This window comes from Lacinutrix chionoecetis (assembly GCF_053604665.1).
On the sequence record NZ_JBSHNQ010000084.1, the window covers coordinates 149,929 to 172,419 of the forward strand.

General features: G+C 32.9%; 24 protein-coding genes. 1 reads left to right on the plus strand and 23 read right to left on the minus strand.

Annotation, left to right across the window (positions count from 1 at the left end; genetic code table 11):
• The 3 genes from ACVC43_RS10565 to ACVC43_RS10575 form a co-directional block, all read right to left on the minus strand.
• On the minus strand, positions 1-915 hold the full coding sequence (locus tag ACVC43_RS10565; protein WP_452224485.1) for a mechanosensitive ion channel family protein: 915 nt from the start codon (positions 913-915) through the stop codon (positions 1-3).
• A gap of 55 nt (positions 916-970) precedes the next feature.
• Positions 971-1,474 (minus strand): Dps family protein, encoded by a 504-nt coding sequence (locus ACVC43_RS10570; protein ID WP_452224486.1) that lies wholly within the window; start codon positions 1,472-1,474, stop codon positions 971-973.
• A gap of 146 nt (positions 1,475-1,620) precedes the next feature.
• A complete protein-coding gene (locus ACVC43_RS10575; protein ID WP_452224487.1) occupies positions 1,621-2,397 on the minus strand; it encodes a tRNA pseudouridine synthase A in 777 nt (258 codons plus the stop codon).
• Between the two features lie 99 nt (positions 2,398-2,496).
• Here ACVC43_RS10575 and ACVC43_RS10580 point away from each other — a divergent pair, with 99 nt between their 5' ends.
• Positions 2,497-2,916, plus strand: coding sequence for a hypothetical protein (locus tag ACVC43_RS10580; protein ID WP_452224488.1), 420 nt, complete (start codon positions 2,497-2,499; stop codon positions 2,914-2,916).
• A 49-nt stretch (positions 2,917-2,965) separates the two neighbouring features.
• Here the strand turns inward: ACVC43_RS10580 and hisIE are convergent, their stop codons facing one another.
• The 20 genes from hisIE to lpxD all read right to left on the minus strand — a co-directional run bounded on the left by hisIE (position 2,966) and on the right by lpxD (position 22,479).
• A complete protein-coding gene (gene hisIE / locus ACVC43_RS10585) occupies positions 2,966-3,565 on the minus strand; it encodes a bifunctional phosphoribosyl-AMP cyclohydrolase/phosphoribosyl-ATP diphosphatase HisIE (protein WP_452224489.1) in 600 nt (199 codons plus the stop codon).
• A 126-nt stretch (positions 3,566-3,691) separates the two neighbouring features.
• A complete protein-coding gene (gene hisF, locus ACVC43_RS10590; protein WP_452224490.1) occupies positions 3,692-4,447 on the minus strand; it encodes an imidazole glycerol phosphate synthase subunit HisF in 756 nt (251 codons plus the stop codon).
• 96 nt (positions 4,448-4,543) lie between these two features.
• Positions 4,544-5,278 carry a 1-(5-phosphoribosyl)-5-[(5-phosphoribosylamino)methylideneamino]imidazole-4-carboxamide isomerase gene (gene hisA / locus ACVC43_RS10595; RefSeq protein ID WP_452224491.1) on the minus strand — a complete coding sequence of 245 codons (735 nt, stop codon included), beginning with the start codon at positions 5,276-5,278 and terminating at the stop codon, positions 4,544-4,546.
• 113 nt (positions 5,279-5,391) lie between these two features.
• Positions 5,392-5,979: an imidazole glycerol phosphate synthase subunit HisH gene (hisH, locus tag ACVC43_RS10600; protein ID WP_452224492.1), complete on the minus strand. Its 588-nt coding sequence runs from the start codon at positions 5,977-5,979 to the stop codon at positions 5,392-5,394.
• Positions 5,980-6,005: 26 nt separating this feature from the next.
• A complete protein-coding gene (hisB, locus tag ACVC43_RS10605; protein WP_452224493.1) occupies positions 6,006-7,139 on the minus strand; it encodes a bifunctional histidinol-phosphatase/imidazoleglycerol-phosphate dehydratase HisB in 1,134 nt (377 codons plus the stop codon).
• A 29-nt stretch (positions 7,140-7,168) separates the two neighbouring features.
• A complete protein-coding gene (gene hisC, locus ACVC43_RS10610) occupies positions 7,169-8,224 on the minus strand; it encodes a histidinol-phosphate transaminase (RefSeq protein ID WP_452224494.1) in 1,056 nt (351 codons plus the stop codon).
• A gap of 111 nt (positions 8,225-8,335) precedes the next feature.
• On the minus strand, positions 8,336-9,619 hold the full coding sequence (gene hisD / locus ACVC43_RS10615; protein WP_452224495.1) for a histidinol dehydrogenase: 1,284 nt from the start codon (positions 9,617-9,619) through the stop codon (positions 8,336-8,338).
• Positions 9,620-9,709: 90 nt separating this feature from the next.
• Positions 9,710-10,567 carry an ATP phosphoribosyltransferase gene (gene hisG, locus ACVC43_RS10620; protein WP_452224496.1) on the minus strand — a complete coding sequence of 286 codons (858 nt, stop codon included), beginning with the start codon at positions 10,565-10,567 and terminating at the stop codon, positions 9,710-9,712.
• A gap of 289 nt (positions 10,568-10,856) precedes the next feature.
• Positions 10,857-11,672: a prohibitin family protein gene (locus ACVC43_RS10625; RefSeq protein WP_452224497.1), complete on the minus strand. Its 816-nt coding sequence runs from the start codon at positions 11,670-11,672 to the stop codon at positions 10,857-10,859.
• Between the two features lie 13 nt (positions 11,673-11,685).
• Positions 11,686-13,719 (minus strand): VWA domain-containing protein, encoded by a 2,034-nt coding sequence (locus tag ACVC43_RS10630; RefSeq protein WP_452224498.1) that lies wholly within the window; start codon positions 13,717-13,719, stop codon positions 11,686-11,688.
• An 8-nt stretch (positions 13,720-13,727) separates the two neighbouring features.
• A complete protein-coding gene (locus ACVC43_RS10635) occupies positions 13,728-14,255 on the minus strand; it encodes a hypothetical protein (RefSeq protein ID WP_452224499.1) in 528 nt (175 codons plus the stop codon).
• Between the two features lie 31 nt (positions 14,256-14,286).
• Positions 14,287-15,246, minus strand: coding sequence for a hypothetical protein (locus ACVC43_RS10640; RefSeq protein ID WP_452224500.1), 960 nt, complete (start codon positions 15,244-15,246; stop codon positions 14,287-14,289).
• Between the two features lie 28 nt (positions 15,247-15,274).
• Positions 15,275-16,021 (minus strand): 3-oxoacyl-[acyl-carrier-protein] reductase, encoded by a 747-nt coding sequence (fabG, locus tag ACVC43_RS10645; RefSeq protein ID WP_452224501.1) that lies wholly within the window; start codon positions 16,019-16,021, stop codon positions 15,275-15,277.
• Between the two features lie 181 nt (positions 16,022-16,202).
• Positions 16,203-17,075 carry a succinate--CoA ligase subunit alpha gene (sucD, locus tag ACVC43_RS10650; protein WP_452224502.1) on the minus strand — a complete coding sequence of 291 codons (873 nt, stop codon included), beginning with the start codon at positions 17,073-17,075 and terminating at the stop codon, positions 16,203-16,205.
• A gap of 117 nt (positions 17,076-17,192) precedes the next feature.
• Positions 17,193-17,597 carry a nuclear transport factor 2 family protein gene (locus ACVC43_RS10655; protein ID WP_452224503.1) on the minus strand — a complete coding sequence of 135 codons (405 nt, stop codon included), beginning with the start codon at positions 17,595-17,597 and terminating at the stop codon, positions 17,193-17,195.
• Entirely contained in the window at positions 17,598-18,533 is a 936-nt protein-coding gene (locus ACVC43_RS10660) for a UDP-3-O-(3-hydroxymyristoyl)glucosamine N-acyltransferase (RefSeq protein WP_452224504.1), read from the minus strand. It lies immediately after the preceding gene.
• A gap of 73 nt (positions 18,534-18,606) precedes the next feature.
• Positions 18,607-19,173: an elongation factor P gene (gene efp / locus ACVC43_RS10665; protein WP_452224505.1), complete on the minus strand. Its 567-nt coding sequence runs from the start codon at positions 19,171-19,173 to the stop codon at positions 18,607-18,609.
• Positions 19,174-19,250: 77 nt separating this feature from the next.
• The gene (gene lpxA, locus ACVC43_RS10670) at positions 19,251-20,036 is read right to left on the minus strand and encodes an acyl-ACP--UDP-N-acetylglucosamine O-acyltransferase (RefSeq protein WP_452224506.1); all 786 of its coding nucleotides are present in this window, start codon (positions 20,034-20,036) and stop codon (positions 19,251-19,253) included.
• Positions 20,037-20,057: 21 nt separating this feature from the next.
• Positions 20,058-21,464, minus strand: a complete 1,407-nt coding sequence (locus ACVC43_RS10675; protein ID WP_452224507.1) for a bifunctional UDP-3-O-[3-hydroxymyristoyl] N-acetylglucosamine deacetylase/3-hydroxyacyl-ACP dehydratase — start codon at positions 21,462-21,464, stop codon at positions 20,058-20,060.
• Positions 21,451-22,479, minus strand: coding sequence for a UDP-3-O-(3-hydroxymyristoyl)glucosamine N-acyltransferase (lpxD, locus tag ACVC43_RS10680; RefSeq protein WP_452224508.1), 1,029 nt, complete (start codon positions 22,477-22,479; stop codon positions 21,451-21,453). The genes ACVC43_RS10675 and lpxD overlap by 14 nt, the downstream gene beginning before the upstream one ends.
• Between the last annotated feature and the right edge of the window lie 12 nt (positions 22,480-22,491).

Genomic DNA, 22,491 nt, shown 5'->3' on the forward strand with positions numbered 1-22,491 from the left:
TTAGGCATCTGCCTTTTGTGATTCTTCTTCTTTTTCTGATTCTTCTTTCTCCAAGCTCAACTTATTATCAAACTGTAGCGTTCGTATTGGGAATGGGATGTTAATATTCTCTTTATCAAAGGCTTTTTTGATAGCTATAATAGCATCACTTTGTCCGGTAATTTTATCCTTTGCTTTATTTCCCGTAATCCAGAACCTGGTAATAAAGTTAATTGAACTATCTCCAAATTCCTGATAATAAAATTCTACATCATCTTCACTTTCAACTGTACCAAATTGATTGGCTATCGCTGTTTTTGTTAATTGTTTTACTTGTTCTAAATCAGATTCGTAACCAACTCCGCAACTCACTATTATTCGCATTTTTTTGGTTAACGAATAATTTTTCACCGGATTCTCTAAAATAGACTTATTAGGAATCATTACCAGTTTATTATCTGCCTCTTTAACTACGAAGTTTTTAAGGCTAATTTCTACAACTTCTCCAGCAAATCCATTAGTTTCTACCCAATGACCTAATTCTATACTTTTTCTAAAACTTAATACAATACCAGCAAACGTATTACTTAATGTGCCTTGCAATGCCAAACCTATAACTAAACCAGACACTCCTGCTGCCCCAATTAAGGTTTCTAATGTTTTGCTTAAGTTTAATATGCCTAATGCTAAGAATAGACCAGCTGCTATAATTACAATCGCCACAATTTTAGTTATTATGTTAACTAAAGAGTCTTGATTTACTTTCTTCGAAACCAACCTTCCTATAATTCGGGAAACGTATTTGGCTATGTAATAAAACACAACTAATACAATAATTGCAATAATTAAGTTTGGTATGTTTTTTACGATGGCATTAAACCATCCTATTAATTTATCTGATAACAGCTCGTATGCTTTATTTAATTCATCGGTCATAAGTATTCTTGTTTAAATTTAATTTATCTTTTGTTTAAATTATATCCTTAAACAATTAACTTTTAATGTCATCACGTTTTAATTGATCATTAGTACTTTTAGACCATGCGTTTAACATCCAACTAGATTTTTCTAATTCTCTAATGTAAGCGCCAATTAAATCTATGGTACCCTCATCTCCTGCTTTATCTGCTTTTTCAATAACCGTAGTCATTTGTGCTAATATGAGTTTATGATCTTCTAACAGTGTCTTCACCATTTCCTGATCTGTAGACATACCTGAAACTTCTACAAGCGTAGATGTTTTTAAATAATCGCTGAACTTACTCATAGGATGATGCCTGAGCGTTAAAATACGCTCTGCTATTTCATCGATTTTAAGTTGGGCATCATTATACATTTCTTCGAATTTAATATGCAAATCGAAGAAGTTTTTACCCAAAATGTTCCAATGAAAAGTTCTTAGTTTTTGATAGTAAATGTGGTAATCCGCCAAAAGAGTGTTTAATTCCATAACGACAGGAATTAATTTTTGGTCTTGTATATTTAAGTAACTCATAATTTGATGGTTATTTTGGTTTCCATTTAAGATATGAGTAATAACATAAGGAAGGGAATATTTTAACGCCCTTTAACCATATAGGGAATTTATTAACTTAAATTATGTTAAAGAAAGTAATGCTATGTTAATGAAATTAACAGAAGTTATTCAAACTGTAAACGCTTTAAAATTAAACCAGAAGCAGGAGCTATATACTCCATTTTAACAGTGTTTCCAGGGATTAGTGAGTTCTCAATATCGTTTAGTGTAAGTTTTCCTTTGCCTAAATCTATTAGAGTACCCATCATTAATCGAATTTGGTTTCGCATAAATCCTTTACCTCTTACTCGCAACAAATAGCTTTGCTTAGGAAAAAAATTTGCTGTGTAAATATTGTTTTCAACAATTTCACAGGTTAGTATTTCACGATTGTAAATACCGTTGTCTGATGGCTTATAACAGTACGTTTTTAGATAATGTTGTCCTTCAAATAATTTCGCGCCTTGTTTCATAATTTCAATATCCAAATCATCTAAAATGGTAGTGAGAATAGGTGCGCAAAAAGGATGGAACTTATCGCCAAATGCAAACACATAAAGGTATTCTTTAACTTTAGAACTGTTAATAATATTAAATTCCGCATCAACTTCCGTTATTGTTAATGCTCGAATATCTTGTGGCAAATTTGTATTAAATAGTTTTAAAAACGCTTCATGATTCGAAATAGGTTCGAAAAGAAATAATTCAATCGCTGTTTCTTCTGCCGAAACCATAGCATCGGTTCTACCAGACGCCAAGCTCTTAAAACGCTTACCTTCTAAAATAAAGTTTAAGGTTCTATCTACCATGAGGTGTAATGTTTTAACATCTGGCTGTTTTTGCCAACCGTGAAAACGATAGCCTAAATATTGAATGGTAATTAAATAGTAGTATTTTTTCAAAAGATGCTAAACATTTATTTGCCCGAAATTAACTATAAATAGACATTAAAAAAAATTTTATAAATTGTAACATATATAACTAACCAACACTTTTTAATTATGAATTTAGACACCACACACAAACCGCCTATTTGGTTCTGGATTGTAGCCATTATTGGTCTTATCTGGAACGGAATGGGAGTAAATGCCTACCTACAGCAAGCATTTAACACAGAAAGTTTTAGAAACATGTATAGCGAAGAACAATTAAATATTGTTGCAAGTACGCCTGTTTGGGTAACTGCGGCTTTTGCTGTTGCCGTTTTTTCAGGATTTTTTGCTTTTGTTTTTATGCTACTTAGAAAAAAATTAAGTTATACCTTAATGCTAATTTCTTTATTCGCAGTACTTGTGCAAATGAGTTATTTGTTGATTAATGGTTACACGAGTAGTATGGTCATGACGATTATGATAATTGTTTTTGCAATTATTTTCGTCCTTCTGGCAAGATACTTTAGCAAAAAAGGATGGATAAAATAATGTAGGACTTTAAGTAAAAAAGCTGTTACAATATTTAGTAACGGCTTTTTTATTTTTCTCTACTTCTTAAAACATTTACAATATCCTTTAATTTATAGCCTTTAGCTTGTAACAACATTAAATAATGAAACAACAAATCGGCGCTTTCATTTAAAAATAAATTGTCGTTATTATCCATTGCTTCAATAACCACTTCTACAGCTTCCTCTCCTACTTTTTGAGCCACTTTATTTATACCTGAAGCAAATAATGATGCTACATAAGAATTTTTAGCATCTCCTGTGTTAACACGGTCTTCAATGGTATTTTCTAAATTTGATATAAAACCAAATCTTTCTTCGTTTGCTTCATTCCAACAGGTATCACTTCCTTTATGGCATGTTGGACCTTCAGGATGAACTTGTATTAACAATGTATCGTTATCGCAATCTAATTTAATATCGACTAAGTTTAAAACGTTTCCGCTTTCTTCTCCTTTGGTCCATAAACGGTTTTTGGTTCTGCTAAAAAAGGTCACTTTTTTAGTGGCGTTGGTTACATTAAATGCTTCCACATTCATATAGCCCAACATTAGTACATTTTTAGTTGTTGCATCCTGAATAATTGCTGGTACTAATCCGTCGTTATTTTTATTGAAATTTATATTCATATTATTCTAATTTTTATCAGTTCGAGTGACATTGGTTTTTCTACTATTCTGTGTCGAAAACTGTTCAAGACTTCTTAATACAATTTGCTCATACTTAGCAAATCACTCGAAGTGACATCTATTTTTTTAAATTCTTACAGGTATATTTTCGTTTTTTAAAGCTTCTTTTAAATCTTTTATAGGAATTTCTCCAAAATGAAAAACGCTCGCAGCCAATGCAGCATCCGCTTTTCCTATTTTAAATGTATCTATAAAATGCTGAATAGTTCCTGCTCCACCTGATGCAATAATTGGAATATTTAAACTCTGCGATAATTTAGCCAAAGCGTCATTTGCAAATCCTGCTTTTGTGCCATCGTTATTCATAGAAGTAAACAAGATTTCTCCAGCGCCACGTTGCTCTACCTCTTTCGCCCAATCGAATAAATTTAATTTGGTTGGAATGCTCCCGCCAGCCAAATGTACTATCCATTCACCATTAATTTGTTTAGCATCTATAGCAACGGTTATACACTGACTTCCAAATTTTTTTGATAATTCATTTATTAATTCTGGTCTTTTAATTGCTGAAGAATTAATGGAAACCTTATCTGCTCCAGCTTTTAAAAGCCTGTCTACATCTTCTACAGACGAAATTCCGCCACCAACAGTAAACGGTATATTTACATGCTCTGCAACTTTTAAAACCATTTCTAATGTAGTATTTCTACCCTCTAAAGTTGCAGAAATATCTAAAAAAACGAGCTCGTCTGCTCCTTTTAGTGCGTACTGCTTGGCAAGTTCCACAGGATCACCAGCATCTATTAAATTAACGAAATTAACACCTTTTACGGTGCGTCCGTTTTTAATATCTAAACATGGTACTATTCTTTTGGTTAACATAGATATTTTCCACTAAAGTGGATGTTTTTAATTAAAAATACATTTATAACACTTCGACAAGCTCAGTGTGACATTTAGGAATTAATAAGGTAATTATTATAGAAATCGTTCTAATTGTTTTAAACCGATTCTGTTTTCGTAAATGGCTTTACCAATAATAACACCTTCGCAACCCATTGCTTTTAGTTTAGGTAATTCTTCAAACGTTGAAATACCACCAGATGCAATAAGCTTAATCGATTGACCTTTACTGTGATTGCTACATTCTGAAATGATATTTTTATACAATTCAAATGAAGGCCCTTCTAACATACCATCTTTAGCAATATCTGTACAAATTACATATTGAACACCTTGTTTCTGATAATCTTTTATAAACGGAATAACTTTTAAATCGCTTTCTTCCTGCCAGCCACTAATAGCAATTTTCTCGTTATTACAATCGGCTCCTAAAATAATTTTTTGAGCGCCATATTTTGCAACCCAACCTTCAAAAACTGCTCTATCTTTAACAGCAATACTTCCTCCAGTAATTTGTCTGGCACCAGAATTAAAGGCAATATGCAAATCTTCGTCGGTTTTTAAGCCACCTCCAAAATCAATTTTCAAATTGGTTTTACTTGCTATTTGCTCTAATACTCTATGGTTTACAATATGTTTGGCTTTTGCACCATCCAAATCTACTAAATGAAGATATTGTATGCCTGCATTCTCAAAGGCTTTCGCTACTTCCAACGGGTTCTCGTTGTATATTTTTTTTGTGTCGTAATCGCCTTTTGTGAGTCTTACACACTTTCCGTCTATAATGTCTATTGCTGGAATTATTCTCATGTTCACATCCCACGAAAGTGGGAATCTTTTTAGTTATTAATTAATACTTGCCAGGTTTAACAAACCTTACAGGGTCTTTATTCAAAATTTTTTATTTATACCTACAAGGTTTTTTAAACTTCTAACTTTAAAAAATTCTTCAAAATTCGTTCTCCTGCTACACTACTCTTTTCTGGATGAAATTGTACGCCATAAAAATTATCTTTTTGTAATGCTGACGCATAATTTAATCCGTAATTAGTGGTTGCAATGCTTTGACTGTTCTCTTCGGCATAATAACTGTGAATTAAATACATAAAGGCATTTTCGTCTATACCATTAAACAAATCGGACTTTAAATTGGTTATGGTATTCCATCCCATTTGCGGCACTTTAACAGTGTTATTAAAACGCTTAACATCTACGTTAAAAATCCCTAATCCTTTAGTATTGCCTTCTTCAGTTTTTTTGCACAACAATTGCATACCTAAGCAAATGCCTAAAACTGGCTGTTTTAAATTAGGAATTAAAGTGTCTAATCCGCTTTCTTTTAGCTTATGCATTGCAGAACTTGCTTCGCCAACACCTGGAAATATAACTTTATCAGCGTTCTTGATTTCTATAGGATCGCTTGAAAGTATCGCATCCACACCCAGTCTTTTAAAAGCAAATTGAATGCTTTTTATGTTTCCTGCTCCGTAATCTATTATTACTAATTTCATTTTTCAGCTTTTGGCTTTTTGCTATTTTACAACATACCTTTTGTACTTGGCAAAATCATTTTTTCTACATCACGCTTTACTGCCATTTTTATTGCTTTTGCAAAAGCTTTAAAAATAGCTTCAATTTTGTGGTGTTCATTTGTGCCTTCTGCTTTAATGTTTAAATTACATTTTGCACCATCGGTAAAAGATTTAAAGAAATGAAAAAACATTTCAGTTGGCATTTTTCCTACCATTTCACGTTTAAAATCGGCTTCCCAAACCAACCAATTTCTGCCGCCAAAATCTATGGCTGCCTGCGCTAAACAATCGTCCATTGGTAAGCAAAAACCATAACGTTCTATGCCTAATTTATTCCCTAAAGTTTCAGCAAAAACTTCGCCTAAAGCAATGGCTGTGTCTTCGATGGTGTGGTGCTCATCCACTTCCAAATCGCCAACCACTTTTATATTTAAATCTAATTGGCCGTGACGTGCAATCTGATCTAACATATGGTCGAAAAACGCAATGCCAGTTTCAATATTACTTTTTCCGGTTCCGTCGAGATTTAAATCTATTTTAATTTTGGTTTCATTGGTGTTTCTTTCAATGCTTCCAGTACGTTCTTCGGCTTTTAAAAAAGTGTAAATTTCTTCCCAATCGTTACTTTCTAAACCAATAAATGAATCTAAAGCTTCTCGCTTTACAGTAATTTCGTTGGTACCTAAATTAGTTTCATCATTAATAAAAATCCCTTTGGCTCCCAAATTTTTAGCCAATTCAATATCTGTTAAACGGTCACCAATGACGAAAGAATGAGCTAAATCATAATCTTCTGAATAATATTGCATTAACAAACCTGTGTTTGGTTTACGCGTTGGCGCATTGTCTTTGGCAAAAGTTCTGTCTATAAACTGCTCTTTAAATTCAATACCTTCAGCCTTAAACGTCTCCAATATAAAGTTATGGACTGGCCAGAAAGTCTCTTCTGGATACACTTCTGTTCCCAAGCCGTCTTGGTTGGTAATCATTACAATCTCGTAATTTAACTCTTTTGCAATACGCCCTAAATATTGAAATACTTTTGGGTAAAACACCAGTTTTTCAAACGAATCGATTTGCTCATCTGCTGGTTCTTTAATTATTGTGCCGTCTCTGTCTATAAATAGTATGCGCTTCATAGTGTTTTATAATTAAGATCTAACAGATTTTAAAAACCTGTGAGGTCTTTTAATGCTTTAATTAATTTCTTATTTTCAATCGATGTACCAACGGTTAATCGCAAGGTATTCTCACATAATGGTTGCGTTGTTCTATTTCTAATCACTATACCTTTGTTTATAAGCTGGTTATATCGTTTTGTTGCATCGTCAACTTTTACCAAAACAAAATTAGCATCGGTTGGATAGATTTCCTCAACAAAGTCTATAGTTTTTAAAGCTGATATCAATGCCGAACGTTCTTTAATTATAGTTTTTATTTCCTTCTGAATGACTTCTGGTTTCGAGAGTCTTTCAATGGCTTTAACTTGCGTTAATTCGTTAACGTTATATGGTGGTTTAATTTTATTTAAAACAGTAATAATAGCTTCTGAAGCATAACAAATACCTAAACGAATGCCTGCCATACCATAAGCTTTTGATAAGGTTTGTGTAATGATTAGATTTGGAAATTCATTTAACCTATTGAGCCAGCTTGCTTCATTTGAAAAATCTATATACGCTTCATCAATAACTACTAAACCTTGAAATTTGTTTAATAATGATTCAACTTCATTAACATCAAAACTGTTTCCTGTTGGGTTGTTTGGCGAACATAAAAACAAGATTTTAGATTCGCTGTTTGATGTGTTTAAAATCGTGTTTACATTAGGTTGAAATGCTTTTGAAAGCTCAATTTCTATGTTTTCAACATTATTAATATTTGCCAAAACATCGTACATACCATATGTTGGTGGCAATGTTATGATATTATCTTCTTTTGGTTCGCAAAAGGTTCTAAAAATAAGATCTAACACTTCGTCGCTTCCATTACCTAATAAAATGTTCTTAATTGAAACACCTTTTAACTTTGAAAGCAAGTTTTTTACTTTAGATTGCTGCGGATCTGGATAACGATTGACGCCGTTTTCAAATGGGTTCTCATTTGCATCTAAAAACACCATATCTTCCACTACACCTTTAAATTCATCTCTTGCCGATGAATACGGTTTTAGGTTCTTTATGTTATCTCTTATGAGATTGTTCAGGTTGAAGTTTGAATTCATTTATATCTGTATGTCAATTCGAGTGAAATTTAAATTTTTTATCGAGAACTTGTTATAGCTTCTCGATACAATTTCTCATACTTAGAAATCACTCGAAGTGACATTTATTAGTTAATCTATATCTTTTAATCTAATTGAGACCGCATTTTTGTGTGCCTGTAAACCTTCGGCTGCTGCCATTAATTCTATGGTGTTTCCAATGGTTTTAAGTCCTTCTTTTGTTATTTTTTGAAATGTTATCGCTTTTGTAAAACTGTCTAAATTTACTCCAGAATACGCTTTACTAAAACCGTTTGTTGGTAATGTATGGTTTGTGCCCGAAGCATAATCGCCAGCGCTTTCTGGCGTGTAATTACCAATAAATACAGAGCCTGCGTTGCTTATTCTGTTTATGTATAAGTCTTCATTCTTACAGCAAATAATAAAATGTTCTGGTCCGTATTCGTTAATTAATTCTAAAGCGGTGTTATCATCTTCAACAAAAATTAACTTAGAATTTTCAATCGCTTTTTCCGCAATGTCTTTTCTTGGTAATACTGCCAATTGCAAATCGATTTCTTTTGAAACGGCATTTATAAATTCCTGAGAAGTAGATATTAAAACCACCTGGCTATCTGTACCGTGTTCTGCTTGGCTTAACAAATCTGAAGCCACATAACTCGCCTTTGCGGTATCGTCTGCAACTACTAATAACTCACTTGGTCCAGCAGGCATATCGATAGCGACACCAAACTTTGTTGCCAATTGCTTAGCAACGGTTACAAACTGATTTCCTGGTCCGAAAATTTTATACACTTGTGGCATTGTTTCCGTGCCAAACGTTAATCCTGCAATAGCCTGAATGCCACCAACTTTAATGATTTTTGTGACACCGCATAATTGTGCTGCATATAAAATTTCGTTAGCTATTTTACCCTGTTTATTTGGTGGAGAACATAAAACCAATTCTTTGCAACCTGCAATATTTGCTGGAATCGCCAGCATTAAAACTGTAGAAAATAATGGTGCTGTACCGCCAGGAATGTATAATCCTACTTTTTCAATAGGTCTTTTCTCTTGCCAACAAGTAACACCTTTTGCAGTTTCTACCGAAACTTTATCGGTTTTTTGTGCACTATGAAATTTTTCTATGTTAGCTTTTGCTTGTTGTATTGCAGTTTTTAATTCTGAAGATACGTCGTTTAAGGCTTGTTCTATTTCTTCAGCTGAAACAACTGATGATTTTAAATTTACACCATCGAATAATTGGGTGTACTTTGAAATGGCTGTATCACCATTTCGTTTTACGTCTTCAAAAATCTGAATGACTGTTGTTTCAATATCATCCACCGTTTGTGTTGGCCTTTGGAGGATTTGTTTCCAGTCTTCTTTTTTTGGGTTGTTTATGATTTTCATAATTATTTTCCGCGAAAGCGGGAATCTTATTAAATTACTTCTCGATACAATTTTTCGTACCTCCAAATCACTCGAAGTGACAAAACTTTATTAAAGTACCATTTTTTCTATTGGACAAACCAAAATACCTTGTGCGCCTTTGGCTTTTAACTCATCGATAACTTCCCAAAACTGGTTTTTATCGATTACTGAGTGTACGCTACTCCATCCTGCTTCGGCTAAAGGTAAAACGGTTGGACTTTTCATACCTGGTAAAATGGATATAATTTCCTCAAGCTTATCATTTGGTGCGTTTAATAAAACGTATTTTGAATTCTGTCCTTTTAAAACTGATTGAATCCTGAATTGTATTTTTTGTAATAAAATTTCGTTTTCTGCAGATAATTTTGGTGATTTTGCTAAAACAGCTTCAGAGGTTAAAAGCACTTCAATTTCTTTTAAACCATTTTTAAATAAAGTGCTTCCGCTGGAAACGATGTCGCAAATACCATCAGCTAAACCAATATTAGGCGCTATTTCAACTGAGCCATTAATAATATGTAGATTGGCTTCGATATTATTCTTATCTAAAAACTGGTTAACCGTATTTGGGTACGATGTAGCAATGCGTTTATCTTTTAAATCTTTTAAAGTTTCTGCTTCAGAATCTTTTGGTACAGCAATAGAAACACGACATTTAGAAAACCCTAAACGTTCTACAATTGGTAAATCGTTTCCTTTTTCTACTAAAACATTTTCGCCAATAATAGCAACATCTACAACACCATCTCTTAAATATTGTGGAATATCTCCATTACGTAAATAGAAAACCTCCAAAGGAAAATCACTGGATTCTGCCTTGAGCTGGTCTTTCCCATTGTTTATAGAAATACCAATGTCTTTAAGAAGCTTCATTGAATCTTCGTTAAGTCTTCCCGATTTTTGTACTGCAATTTTTAGTTTATTCATAATATTTCCTGAGAAAGCAGGAATCTTGTTTTTTAGATTTGGGCAAAATCAAAATAGATTTAAATAAAAAAATCCGCTTGATTTGCTCAAACGGATTATAAAAATATGTTGGTTTTATTCAATACATCTTTAGCTCGCTTGATTGCAAGTATAAAAATGATGGTGATGTGATTGAATAAAATTCATGTTTCCTGTTGTTATATACAAATATTGTAAAAATATGTTTAAATATCCTAATTAATTTATATTAAAAAATTAGAAAATAATATTATATTATATTTTCACGATGCTATTGATTACCTAATATTATAGGCATGCCGCTATCTCCAGAACCAATAACAATGACCTTGCTATTTGAAGATTCTGATAATTTAACTGTAGCTTCAATCCCTTTATCTTGCAAAATTTTATCTGTTAAAGACGCACTTAAAATTTTATTTGCTTCAGCTTTTCCTTTAGCATCAATAATTACTTTTTCTGCCTCTTTTTGAGCTGTAACTAATCTAAATTCATATTCTAAAGATTCTTGTTCTTGCTTCAATTTACGCTCAATAGCCTCCTTAATAGTTGGTGGAAGTGTAACGTCTCTAATTAAGATATCATTAATTTGAATGTACTGAGGCTCTACTATTTTTTTTGTTTCTTCTAAAATTTCATCTTGTATGGCATCTCTTTTACTAGAATATAATTGCTCTGGTGTGTAACGCCCTACAACGCTTCGCGCTGCACTTCTAATAGCTGGCTGTAAAACTCTGCTTTTATATTCTATTCCTTTTTGGTTATGTAATCTACCCAAATTTTTAAAATCTGGCTCGTATAACACAGAGGCGTCCAACTTAATATCTAATCCATTAGAAGATAGCACAGACATTTTTTCTGGCATTTCCTGTTGTCGTGTTTCATAATCTATAACTCGGTTCCAAGGTGCTATAATATGAAAACCTGGTCCTAACGCAGCTACATCTGGATCTACACCATCACCAAGCGTTTCGTGCACCACGCCTGCATGACCAGAATCGATGGTTACTGCCGATTTAAATAACACTATTAAAACTATTATTATTCCAATAATTATTGGTATTCCTATTTTTGGTAATCTTTCCATATTATATTTTTAATTAAATTAATCCGTTATATTTTCTCATAAACCACTCAATGGCTAAGGCTAAAGCGATCAATGCTAATAAGAATTTCCAATCGATTAAAGGTACAATTTTTTTAGTGCTTTTTTGAATTGGCTTAAACCGCTCATCTTTAGCTAAATCGTCTATTATCGTTTGGTAATTAGTTGTAAAATAGTCTGCACCATTGCTAGTTGCAGCGATGTTTTTTAATTGTGAGCCATTTGCATTTAAAAACTGCTGCTCTACGTTATATTCTAAAATTTTAAAATTGCCAGATTTTGAAATATTTTCACTTGTTGCCTTAACAGTAAAGGCATAATCTGAAGCTGGTAAGCTACTTAAATCTACCTGATAATTATTATTTTTTAAAATAAAAGGAATGGTTTTAGAGGTGTTGTTAACCTTGTCTGTAACAATAATTCTAAGACTTTCATTGGCATCGAACTCGTAATTTTTGTTAAAAAATTGAGCAGACATTACAATATTGTTGTTGCCTTGGTAAAACGATTCGTATTCTAAATTCAATCTATTCTTACGTTTATTGGATGATAAAAATTGCACGAGTTTACCTATAAAATTATCGAAACCGTTAAAATTATTGGTATTAACAAAACTTTGTGCTCTCCACTTCCAAATATTTTCACCAAACAAAACAGCTTCTCTTCTCCCATTAGTTTCAAAAGTTGCCAATAATGGTTCTTCTGTATCTATAGCGCCAACTTTTTTAAACAAAATGCTTTCGAAAGGGATAGAAAATGTAGGTTCGCCAAAGTTAGAAAGCAAAGGCGGAAAGGATTTAAAATCTAAATCCTCGATTATAAACGCACTATAATTCGTGTTTAAAGTAGATTGATATTCTTCGGTTTGTGAGGTGATATCGTGCTGGTAATTTTCACTTTCTGTATTAAGAAAATTATAGTCCGTTTTTGTTCCAGTAATTACTAACTTATTTTTATTTTGAAGCTTTAAAGCCTCAAATAGCCCTTTAAACGTATTGTTTGGCTGGTATAAGATAACCAACTGCAAATCATTTAATTGACTTATTGCTTCCTGTGGTTTCAAAAAGACAGCTTTGCGCTGCTCATTCGTTTCTATACTCTTTTTTAGCATACCTAAATCTGGATGTAAAATAGTACTAACGATAGCTACTTTTGTTTTTTCATCGACGACCTCTACAGCAAAATTTTTGCTATTATTGGCTTTGTTTTTTTCGTTAGCTACAGGAATTAAATTAGCGGTATAACTCTTAACACCAACACTATTTGCTGGTAACGTAAAATTTAAAATTTTAGAATTATTGTCTTTTGTAAAGGTTATATTTTGAGAATATACCGTGCTTTTTCCAGAGTTAACCACAAACCGTGTGTTTACATTCTCTTCTCCCGAATATACTAAAATAGCCTCGACAGGAAATTTATTCTTTAAAAAAGCATACTTATTAACACTCAGCTGCTTTAATTGCAAATCCTGATACTGTGTGGTATCTCCAACGACAATGCTATATATAGGCTGGTTGAATTTTTTAGCTGAATATTTGTAGTCGTTACCATAAGTTTGATTGCCATCTGAAATTAAAACAGTTGGTGAAACCGTGTTTTTATAGATTTGATTTAACTCGCTAAAAGTTTTATCAAGATTGGTTTGTGTTTCGGCAAAAGTTAGAGAGTCTGTGGTGTTGAGCGTCCTTCCGAAAGAAAACACATCTATATTAAATTTGTTTTTTAATGTAGTATTGTTCTTTAATTCCTCTGTAATTTTTAAAACATTTTCTTCTTGATTTAAATGTGCAATGGAATTTGAATTATCAACAGCTAAAACCAAATTTGGTTTTTCGTTATATATTTTTACCTGCTCGAATTTTGGATTGATAAGTAATAACAATACTCCAAAAATGCTTAAAAAGCGTAAAAAAGCAAATAGTGCATTCTTTTTAGGCGCTCCTTTAGCTTTATATTTATATTGGAAAAGCGCTAATAAAAGCGCCACTATTCCTGCAAGGATAATATATAAAATGTTTTCTGTTGACAATGTTAAAATTAGTCTTTAAAATTAAATGAACTAAAAAACTTCTCTAAATTTTTATTACCATCTTTCTCTATCATACAGATGGCTTGAATAGCATAGAGTGTTTTTTCTTTTAAATACATTTGCATATGTATAAATGCACCTTGAACTTCAATTTTCGCTTTTCTACCATGAAATCCATCTTTTACAACTTTTTCTACTGATACTAATTTACCACGAACATTTGCTACTGCTCCATCTACAGAACCATCAAGCATTTTTTGAACGCCTGCGTCGTCTAATATATCTTGATTTATAGGGTAATCTGTGTGAATAACCATATAAATTAAATTATTAGCTGTTGTATTGCCTGATTGATCTACCACAAACATATTCATAGTGAGCTCTCCAACTTCGGTAGGCACTTTTTGATCCATTGTTTCGGGCTCTGTTGGTAAATCTACACTGAAATTAAATTCATCGTTTTTATAAGTTACCCAATCCTGAGCAATAACAGATGACGAAATAAGTAATGCAAATACTATTAGAGTGTGTTTCATAATTTATTTTTAAAAGTTAATTTGTAATTGCCTAATTGGCTTTTTCAATTGTTTTTGAAAGTTTCTTCAAGTCTTTTGGCTTTAAAGTAAAAGACATTTTGTTGTATTCCTGTAAAATAACTTCTCCAGTATTGCTTTCGATAACATTTAAAATTTTGTTAGAGTTTATTTGATGGTATAGCAAATAGTAGAAAGACTCCTTGTTTTCAACAATCATTTTGTTAAGTTCTTGGTTGCTAATTACTTTGTAATCGTAATTATAATCTTCGAAAATTTCTTCTACTGTTTTTGCGTCTTTTTTATCAACAAAACCAGCATCGTAACCGTATATTAGTTCTTCTGAAAAATATAGGGTATTTTTTTTAAGTGTCTTAACTTTAGAATCATTAGAGAAATCTTCATAAATATCTACAGCTTCTCTATTTATTAATTTTGAATTAATATTTTGAAATGCATTTTTTAAGTATCCTGTTCTATAATTAAAAATGTCTCCTGTAATTTTCTTTTTTTGTGCCACTACTTCTTTTCTACCATCTACATCTAAGGTAAAATATAGTGCTCCTAAACGTTTGCGCTTAAATTTATACTCTCCATTACGTTTTTTCTTGATTTTTTCTGGCATAAAAATGTCGAAAACAGTGAAAGAATGTACAGATACTTGAACAAAATCTTTTTCTTTAGTAATGGTAAAACTATCAAAATAAACCAATGAGTTGCCTTCTGTTAAATATCGGGATGTCTCCTTAGACGTAACGACTTCAAAAGGTGTTACTGTCCATATTTCCTCAAGTATTTCCTCAAAATCTTTTGTTGTTAGCGCTAAATTATCGTTAATTACAAAATAAGTTTTGGAGTTTTTAAAATCTTCTAATAACGACTTAGAAACATTGCTGTGAGAATATTGGGCAACATTAAAATCGCCAATTCTAACTTGTGCAGTAACTGCGATATAAAAGCATAAATAGACAACAAATAATAACTGCTTTTTCATAATATACACAAATTTAGGGTATAATTTATTAGGTTAACATGCCTCCATCAACATTTAATGTTTGTCCTGTTACATATGCAGACATATCGCTTGCTAAAAACACGCAAACATTTGCAATGTCTTCTGGAGTTCCTCCTCGTTTTAATGGAATAGCATTTCTCCAGCTTTTAACGGTTTCTTCGTCTAATTTACCTGTCATTTCAGTTTCTATAAAACCCGGAGCAATAACGTTACTTCTTATGTTTCTTGAGCCTAACTCTAAAGCTACAGATTTAGAAAAACCTATAATACCAGCTTTTGAAGCTGCATAATTAGTTTGTCCTGCATTGCCTTTAACACCAACCACAGAACTCATATTAATAATTGAACCTTTACGTTGTTTTAGCATGGTACGCTGTACAGCTTTGGTCATATTGAAAACAGATTTTAGGTTAACTTCTATTACCTTGTCGAAGTCCTCTTCTCCCATTCGCATTAATAAATTGTCTTTTGTTATTCCTGCGTTGTTTACCAAGATGTCGATACTGCCAAATGCTGCCAGCACGTCTTCTGCTAATTTTTGAGATTCATCAAAATTTGCTGCATTACTTTTATAACCTTTTGCTTTAACACCTAAAGCATTTAATTCCTTTTCCAATTCGTTGGCTGCCTCTACAGACGAACTGTAAGTAAAGGCTACATTTGCACCTTGTTGTGCAAATACCTCTGCAATACCTTTTCCAATACCACGACTTGCTCCTGTAATAATAGCTGTTTTACCTTCTAAAAGTTTCATTTTTATAATATTTTATTTAGTTGATAGTGTTTTAAAACGCTTGTTTAATTTACAATTACCAAAGTGAAAAATAACCAAACGTTAGTATTCAAATATAGTCATTAGTATGTGTATTGTACAATAAAAAACCTCACAAATTATGCAATTTGTGAGGTTTTTATATATGAGTTTAAGCTTAGTTCTATCCTAAAACTTCTTTTACTTTTTTTCCAATTTCAGCTGGAGATTCTACGACGTGAATACCACAATCTCTCATTATTGCTTTTTTAGCTTGTGCAGTATCATCACTTCCTCCTACAATAGCGCCAGCATGCCCCATTGTACGACCTGCAGGAGCTGTTTCTCCAGCTATAAAGCCTACAATTGGTTTCTTGCTTTTACTTGCTTTGTACCAGTTTGCAGCGTCTGCTTCCAGTTGCCCTCCAATTTCACCAATCATAACCACACATTCTGTAGCTGGATCGTTAATTAAAAGTTCTACAGCTTCTTTTGTAGTTGTCCCAATTATAGGATCTCCACCAATACCAATTGCTGTAGTTATACCTAAACCTTGTTTTACAACTTGGTCTGCGGCTTCGTATGTTAACGTACCAGATTTTGATACTATACCAACTTTACCTTGCTTAAAAACAAATCCTGGCATAATACCAACTTTAGCCTCCCCAGGAGTAATTACTCCAGGACAGTTAGGCCCGATTAATCTACAATCTTTTCCTTTAATGTAGTCTGATGCTTTAATCATATCAGCCACTGGGATACCTTCTGTAATACAAATAATCACTTTAATTCCAGCATCTGCAGCCTCCATAATTGCATCTGCTGCGAACGCTGGTGGTACAAAAATTATGGTTGTGTCTGCTCCAGCTTTTTCTACAGCTTCTTCCACTGTATTAAAAACAGGCTTATCTAAATGAGTTTGACCTCCTTTTCCTGGAGTAACTCCACCAACAACATTTGTTCCATACTCAATCATTTGTCCAGCGTGAAAGGTACCTTCACTACCAGTAAATCCTTGAACTATAATTTTTGAATCTTTGTTTACTAAAACGCTCATGTTTATGTTTTTTGTCCCATTGTCTTTTTAAAAATTTCCTAAAAGGAAACAATAATGGATTTGTTTTTAATTATTTGCCACAAAAGTAAGTTTTTAACAGCTAATTCTTAAATGTATTTATAAATTTATTTCAGAAAAAGAAGTTAAGTTTTCTATACTGTCATCCAGCAGCTGACTAATTTCATAACCTCTGTAAAGTTTTTTGTCTTTTACTTCCCAAATGGAAATAAAATGTGCCAATGGCTCTTCTTTCAAGGGTCTTTCGATCACCGTGCAATACACTGTGTATCTAGCTGTTATTGTGTTTTCGTTTTCTAATAAGTGGCTTAATCTATAGGTAAAGGATAAATAAGATTTTCTTATAGCAGCCAGTCGGCCTACAATGTCTTCTTTATCTAAAGAAGAAAAGCCTTTACTACTGTTCCAATTTAAAACGCAATCTTTATGAAACATGTCTATTACATTCTCATCTGTAGCTAGGTTAGAATCATAAAAAGCTTTAACAATTGTTTTTGCTGACATCTATTTGTTTTTTAATTGATCTATAATATTTGGAATTTGCTTGACATAAGCTAATTCTTTTAATTTGACTCTGGATTCTTCGATTGGCGTTCCAAAATAACTTTTTCCTCCTTCAACAGATTTTGTAACACCTGTTTGACCAAGAATAACCGCTTTTTTGCCTATAGTAATACCACTATTTGTGCCTACTTGTCCCCAAATTGTTACTTCGTCTTCTATAACACAACAACCTGCAATACCAACCTGCGAGGCTATTAAGCATTTTTTACCTATTATGGTGTCATGTCCTACTTGTATCTGGTTATCTAATTTAGAACCAGCTCCAATAGTTGTATCCCCTGTAACACCTCTATCTATACTACATAGTGCTCCAATATCTACATTATCTTCTATTACCACACGACCTCCAGAGACCAATTGATCGAATCCTTCGGGTCTGTTTTTATAGTAAAAAGCACTTGCTCCTAAAACGGTGCCAGAATGTATAGTTACATTGTTACCTATAACGGCATTGTCATAAATAATTACATTCGCATGTAAAATACAGTTATTACCAATTAACACATTGTGCCCAATAAAGCAGTTGGGCTGAACAATAGTGTTCTCTCCAATTTTTGCCGATGGCGAAATACTTACATTCGCAGCTTGAAAAGGTATAAAATGCTGTGTGAGTTTATTAAAATCACGAAATGGATCGTCGCTTATAAGTAGCGCCTTACCTTCCGGACAGGTTACATCTTTATTGATTAAAATTATTGTTGCTGCAGATTGTAGTGCTTTATCGTAATACTTTGGATGATCTACAAATACAATGTCTCCTGGTGTTACCACATGAATTTCGTTCATACCTAAAACCTGAAAATCATCTGCACCAATATAATCACAATCAATTATCTTGGCTATTTGTTTTAACGTGTGTGGCTTTGGAAACTTCATTGTTCTGGATCAGTAATCAATTAGCATGTATCAATTATTGACAACTGTTAAATGATAATTTTTTTTTATAAATTTACTCTTTTACACGTTCTTTATAGGTTCCTTTTTCGGTTTCAATCTTTATTTTGTCGCCTTCGTTTATAAATAATGGTACGTTAACTTCTGCTCCTGTCTCCACTGTTGCAGGCTTTGTTGCATTAGTAGCGGTATTTCCTTTAACTCCCGGCTCTGTTGCTGTTACCTCCAATATCACTGTTGCAGGCATATCTACAGAAAGAGGCATGTTGTCTTCTGTATTTATCTGAATTGTTACAACCTCACCTTCTTTCATTAAACCCGGGTTGTCTAATGCCGCTTCCAAAAGACGGATTTGAGTATAATCTGCTTCATTCATAAAATGATAAAATTCACCATCGTTATATAAATATTGAAATTTGTGCGTTTCTACACGTACGTCTTCTAATTTGTGTCCTGCAGAAAAAGTATTGTCTAATACTTTACCATTGGTTACACTTTTCATTTTAGTTCGTACAAAAGCAGGTCCTTTTCCTGGTTTTACGTGTAAAAATTCAATAATTTTATAAATGTCGTTATTGTATTTAATACACAATCCGTTTCTTATATCTGAAGTAGTAGCCATTATTGTCTGTTGTTATATTGTTTGTTATTGAGTTGTTTTACCCAAATGCTGTTTATGTTTTTTATTTCTGAAGCAGATTAATTAGACTTAAAATATCCTTTCATTATTCCACGATGCGAATTTTTAATAAATTGAAGAATCTCGTCTCGCTCGGTCGTTGCCTCCATTTCTGCTTCAATAATACCAGCAGCTTGCGTATTGTTATAATTTTTTTGATATAATATTCTAAAAATATCCTGAATTTCTCTAATTTTTTCGGTAGTATAACCTCTTCGTCTTAATCCAACCGAATTAATACCAACGTAAGATAAAGGTTCTCTACCTGCTTTAACAAAAGGTGGTACATCTTTTCTTACCAATGAACCTCCTGTAACAAAGGCATGACTACCAACAGAACAAAATTGATGTACAGCCGTCATTCCTGCTAAAATAACATAATCTCCAATAGTTATGTGTCCTGCTAACGTACTATTGTTTGAAAAAATACAGTTGTTACCAACAATACAATCGTGTGCGATATGGCAATAAGCCATTATTAAACAATTATCGCCAACTACTGTTTTCATTTTATCTGTCGTCCCTCTGTTTATAGTAACGCATTCTCTAATAGTAACATTGTTACCAATAATAGTTAAGGTGTCCTCGTCATTATATTTTAGATCCTGAGGTATTGCTGAGATAACCGAGCCAGGAAAAATATTACAATTTTTACCTATTCGCGCTCCTTCCATAATGGTAACATTACTTCCTATCCACGTCCCTTCCTCTATCACTACATTATTGTAAATTGTTGTAAAAGGTTCAATAACTACATTTTTTGCAATTTTTGCTCCTGGATGTACGTATGCTAAGGGTTGGTTCATTATTATATTATTATTGTAATATTATTTAACTTTAGATATCTGTGCCATTAATTCTGCTTCTGCACATAGTTTGCCATTTGCGTAAGCATAACCTTGCATATGGCAAATACCTCTTCTGATTGGTGATATTAATTCGCATTTAAAAATTAACGTGTCGCCAGGTACTACTTTTTGCTTAAATTTTACATTATCCATTTTCATAAAAAATGTAAGATAGTTTTCTGGATCTGGCACAGTACTTAAAACTAAAATACCTCCTGTTTGCGCCATGGCTTCTACAATTAAAACACCTGGCATAACTGGTGCTCCGGGAAAATGACCTTTAAAGAACTCCTCGTTCATGGTCACATTTTTAAGACCAATAACCTTACTGTCTGTAAGCTCGAACACTTTATCGAGTAATAAAAAAGGCTGCCTGTGTGGTAACATATCCATTATTTGATGAATATCCATTAAAGGCGGCTTATTTAAATCTATTTTAGGTACATTATTACGTCTTTCATTTTTTATTAGCTTAGACATTTTTTTTGCAAACTGAGTGTTTACATAATGTCCAGGTTTGTTAGCAATTACTTTTCCTCGAATTCGAGTACCAATTAACGCTAAATCTCCTAACACGTCCAATAACTTATGTCTTGCTGCTTCATTAGGATGATGCAACGTTAAATTATCAAGAATCCCGTTAGCATTTACTGCAATATTTTCTTTGTTGAATGCTACTTTAAGTTTTTTCATGGTTTCTGGAGATAATTCTTTATCTACATAAACTATTGCATTATTTAAATCTCCTCCTTTAATTAATCCATGCTCTAATAGCGATTCTAATTCGTGTAGAAAACTAAATGTTCGTGCATTGGAAATCTCATTTTTAAAATCTGATAAATGATTTAATGTTGCATTTTGGGTGCCTAAAACCTTAGTGCCGAAGTCTACCATAGTAGTAACCTGATATTCTTTCGCTGGCATAATTAAAATTTCGCTACCTGTTTCCTCGTCAACATAAGAAATAACGTCTTCTACAACATACTCTTCTCGAGCAGTATCTAACGCTACAACACCTGCTTTTTCTATAGCTTCTACAAAGAATTTTGAAGAACCATCCATAATTGGAGGCTCAGAATTATCTAATTCTATTATCGCATTATCGATATCTAAACCAGTTAATGCTGCTAACACATGCTCACAGGTTTGAATAGTGACACCGTTTTTTTCTAAACAGGTACCACGTTGGGTGTTGGTAACATAATTTGCATCGGCTTCTATAACAGGACTCCCTTCCAAATCTATACGTTTAAAAGCAAATCCTGAATTGGCTGGTGCCGGCTTAAAGGTAATGGTTACGTCTTTTCCTGTATGTAAACCAACCCCTTTTAATGAGACTTCTTTGTCTATTGTTTTTTGTTTAATTTCCGAATTAACTATTGCCATTTCCTTTTTTTTCTAATTCGTTAATAGTTTTAACAAGTTTAGGTAAATTTTTAAAATATACATAGGATTTATTGTAGTCGCCATAAGATAAGGCTGGCGAACCTTGCAATACTTCGTTATCCTTAACATTTCTACCTATTCCTGACTGCGCTTGTATTTTTACTCCATTACCTATAGTAATATGTCCTACGATACCTACCTGACCACCAATTTGGCAGTTTTTACCAATTTTGGTTGATCCAGCAACACCTGTTTGCGCAGCGATTACCGTGTTTTCGCCAATTTCTACATTATGAGCAATTTGAATTTGATTATCTAATTTTGCTCCCTTTCTTATAATTGTTGAGCCTAAAGTAGCTCTGTCAATGGTGGTTGCTGCTCCAATATCTACAAAATCCTCCAATATTACATTTCCAATTTGAGGAACCTTATCATATTCTCCAGCCTCATTTGGCGCAAAACCGAAACCATCTGCTCCTATAATTGCTCCAGAATTGATAACACAGTTTTTACCTATAATACAATCTGAATAAATTTTAGCACCTGCAAACAGCACGGTGTCATTATCAATTTTAACATTATCACCTATGTAACATCCAGGGAAAATTTTAACGTTATTTCCTATACTTACATGATTACCAATGTACGAAAAAGCACCCACATAAACATCGCTTCCTAACGTTGCATTATCCGCAATTGAAGACGGCTCTTCAATACCAAATTTATTTAATTTAACCTGATTATAATATTCAAGCAATTTAGAGAACGATTTATATGCATCGTCTACCTTAATTAAGGTAGCCGTAACAACTTGTTCTGGTTCAAAATCTTTATTTACAATCGCAATAGATGCTTTTGTACTATATATATAAGGCGTATATTTTGGGTTTGCCAAAAAGGTTAACGCACCTTCTACACCTTCTTCTATTTTCGATAATTTAGAAACTTCAGTTTGTGGATCTCCCACTACCTCACCTTCTAAAATACCAGCTATTTGTTCTGCTGTAAATTTCATCTCTCGCAAAAA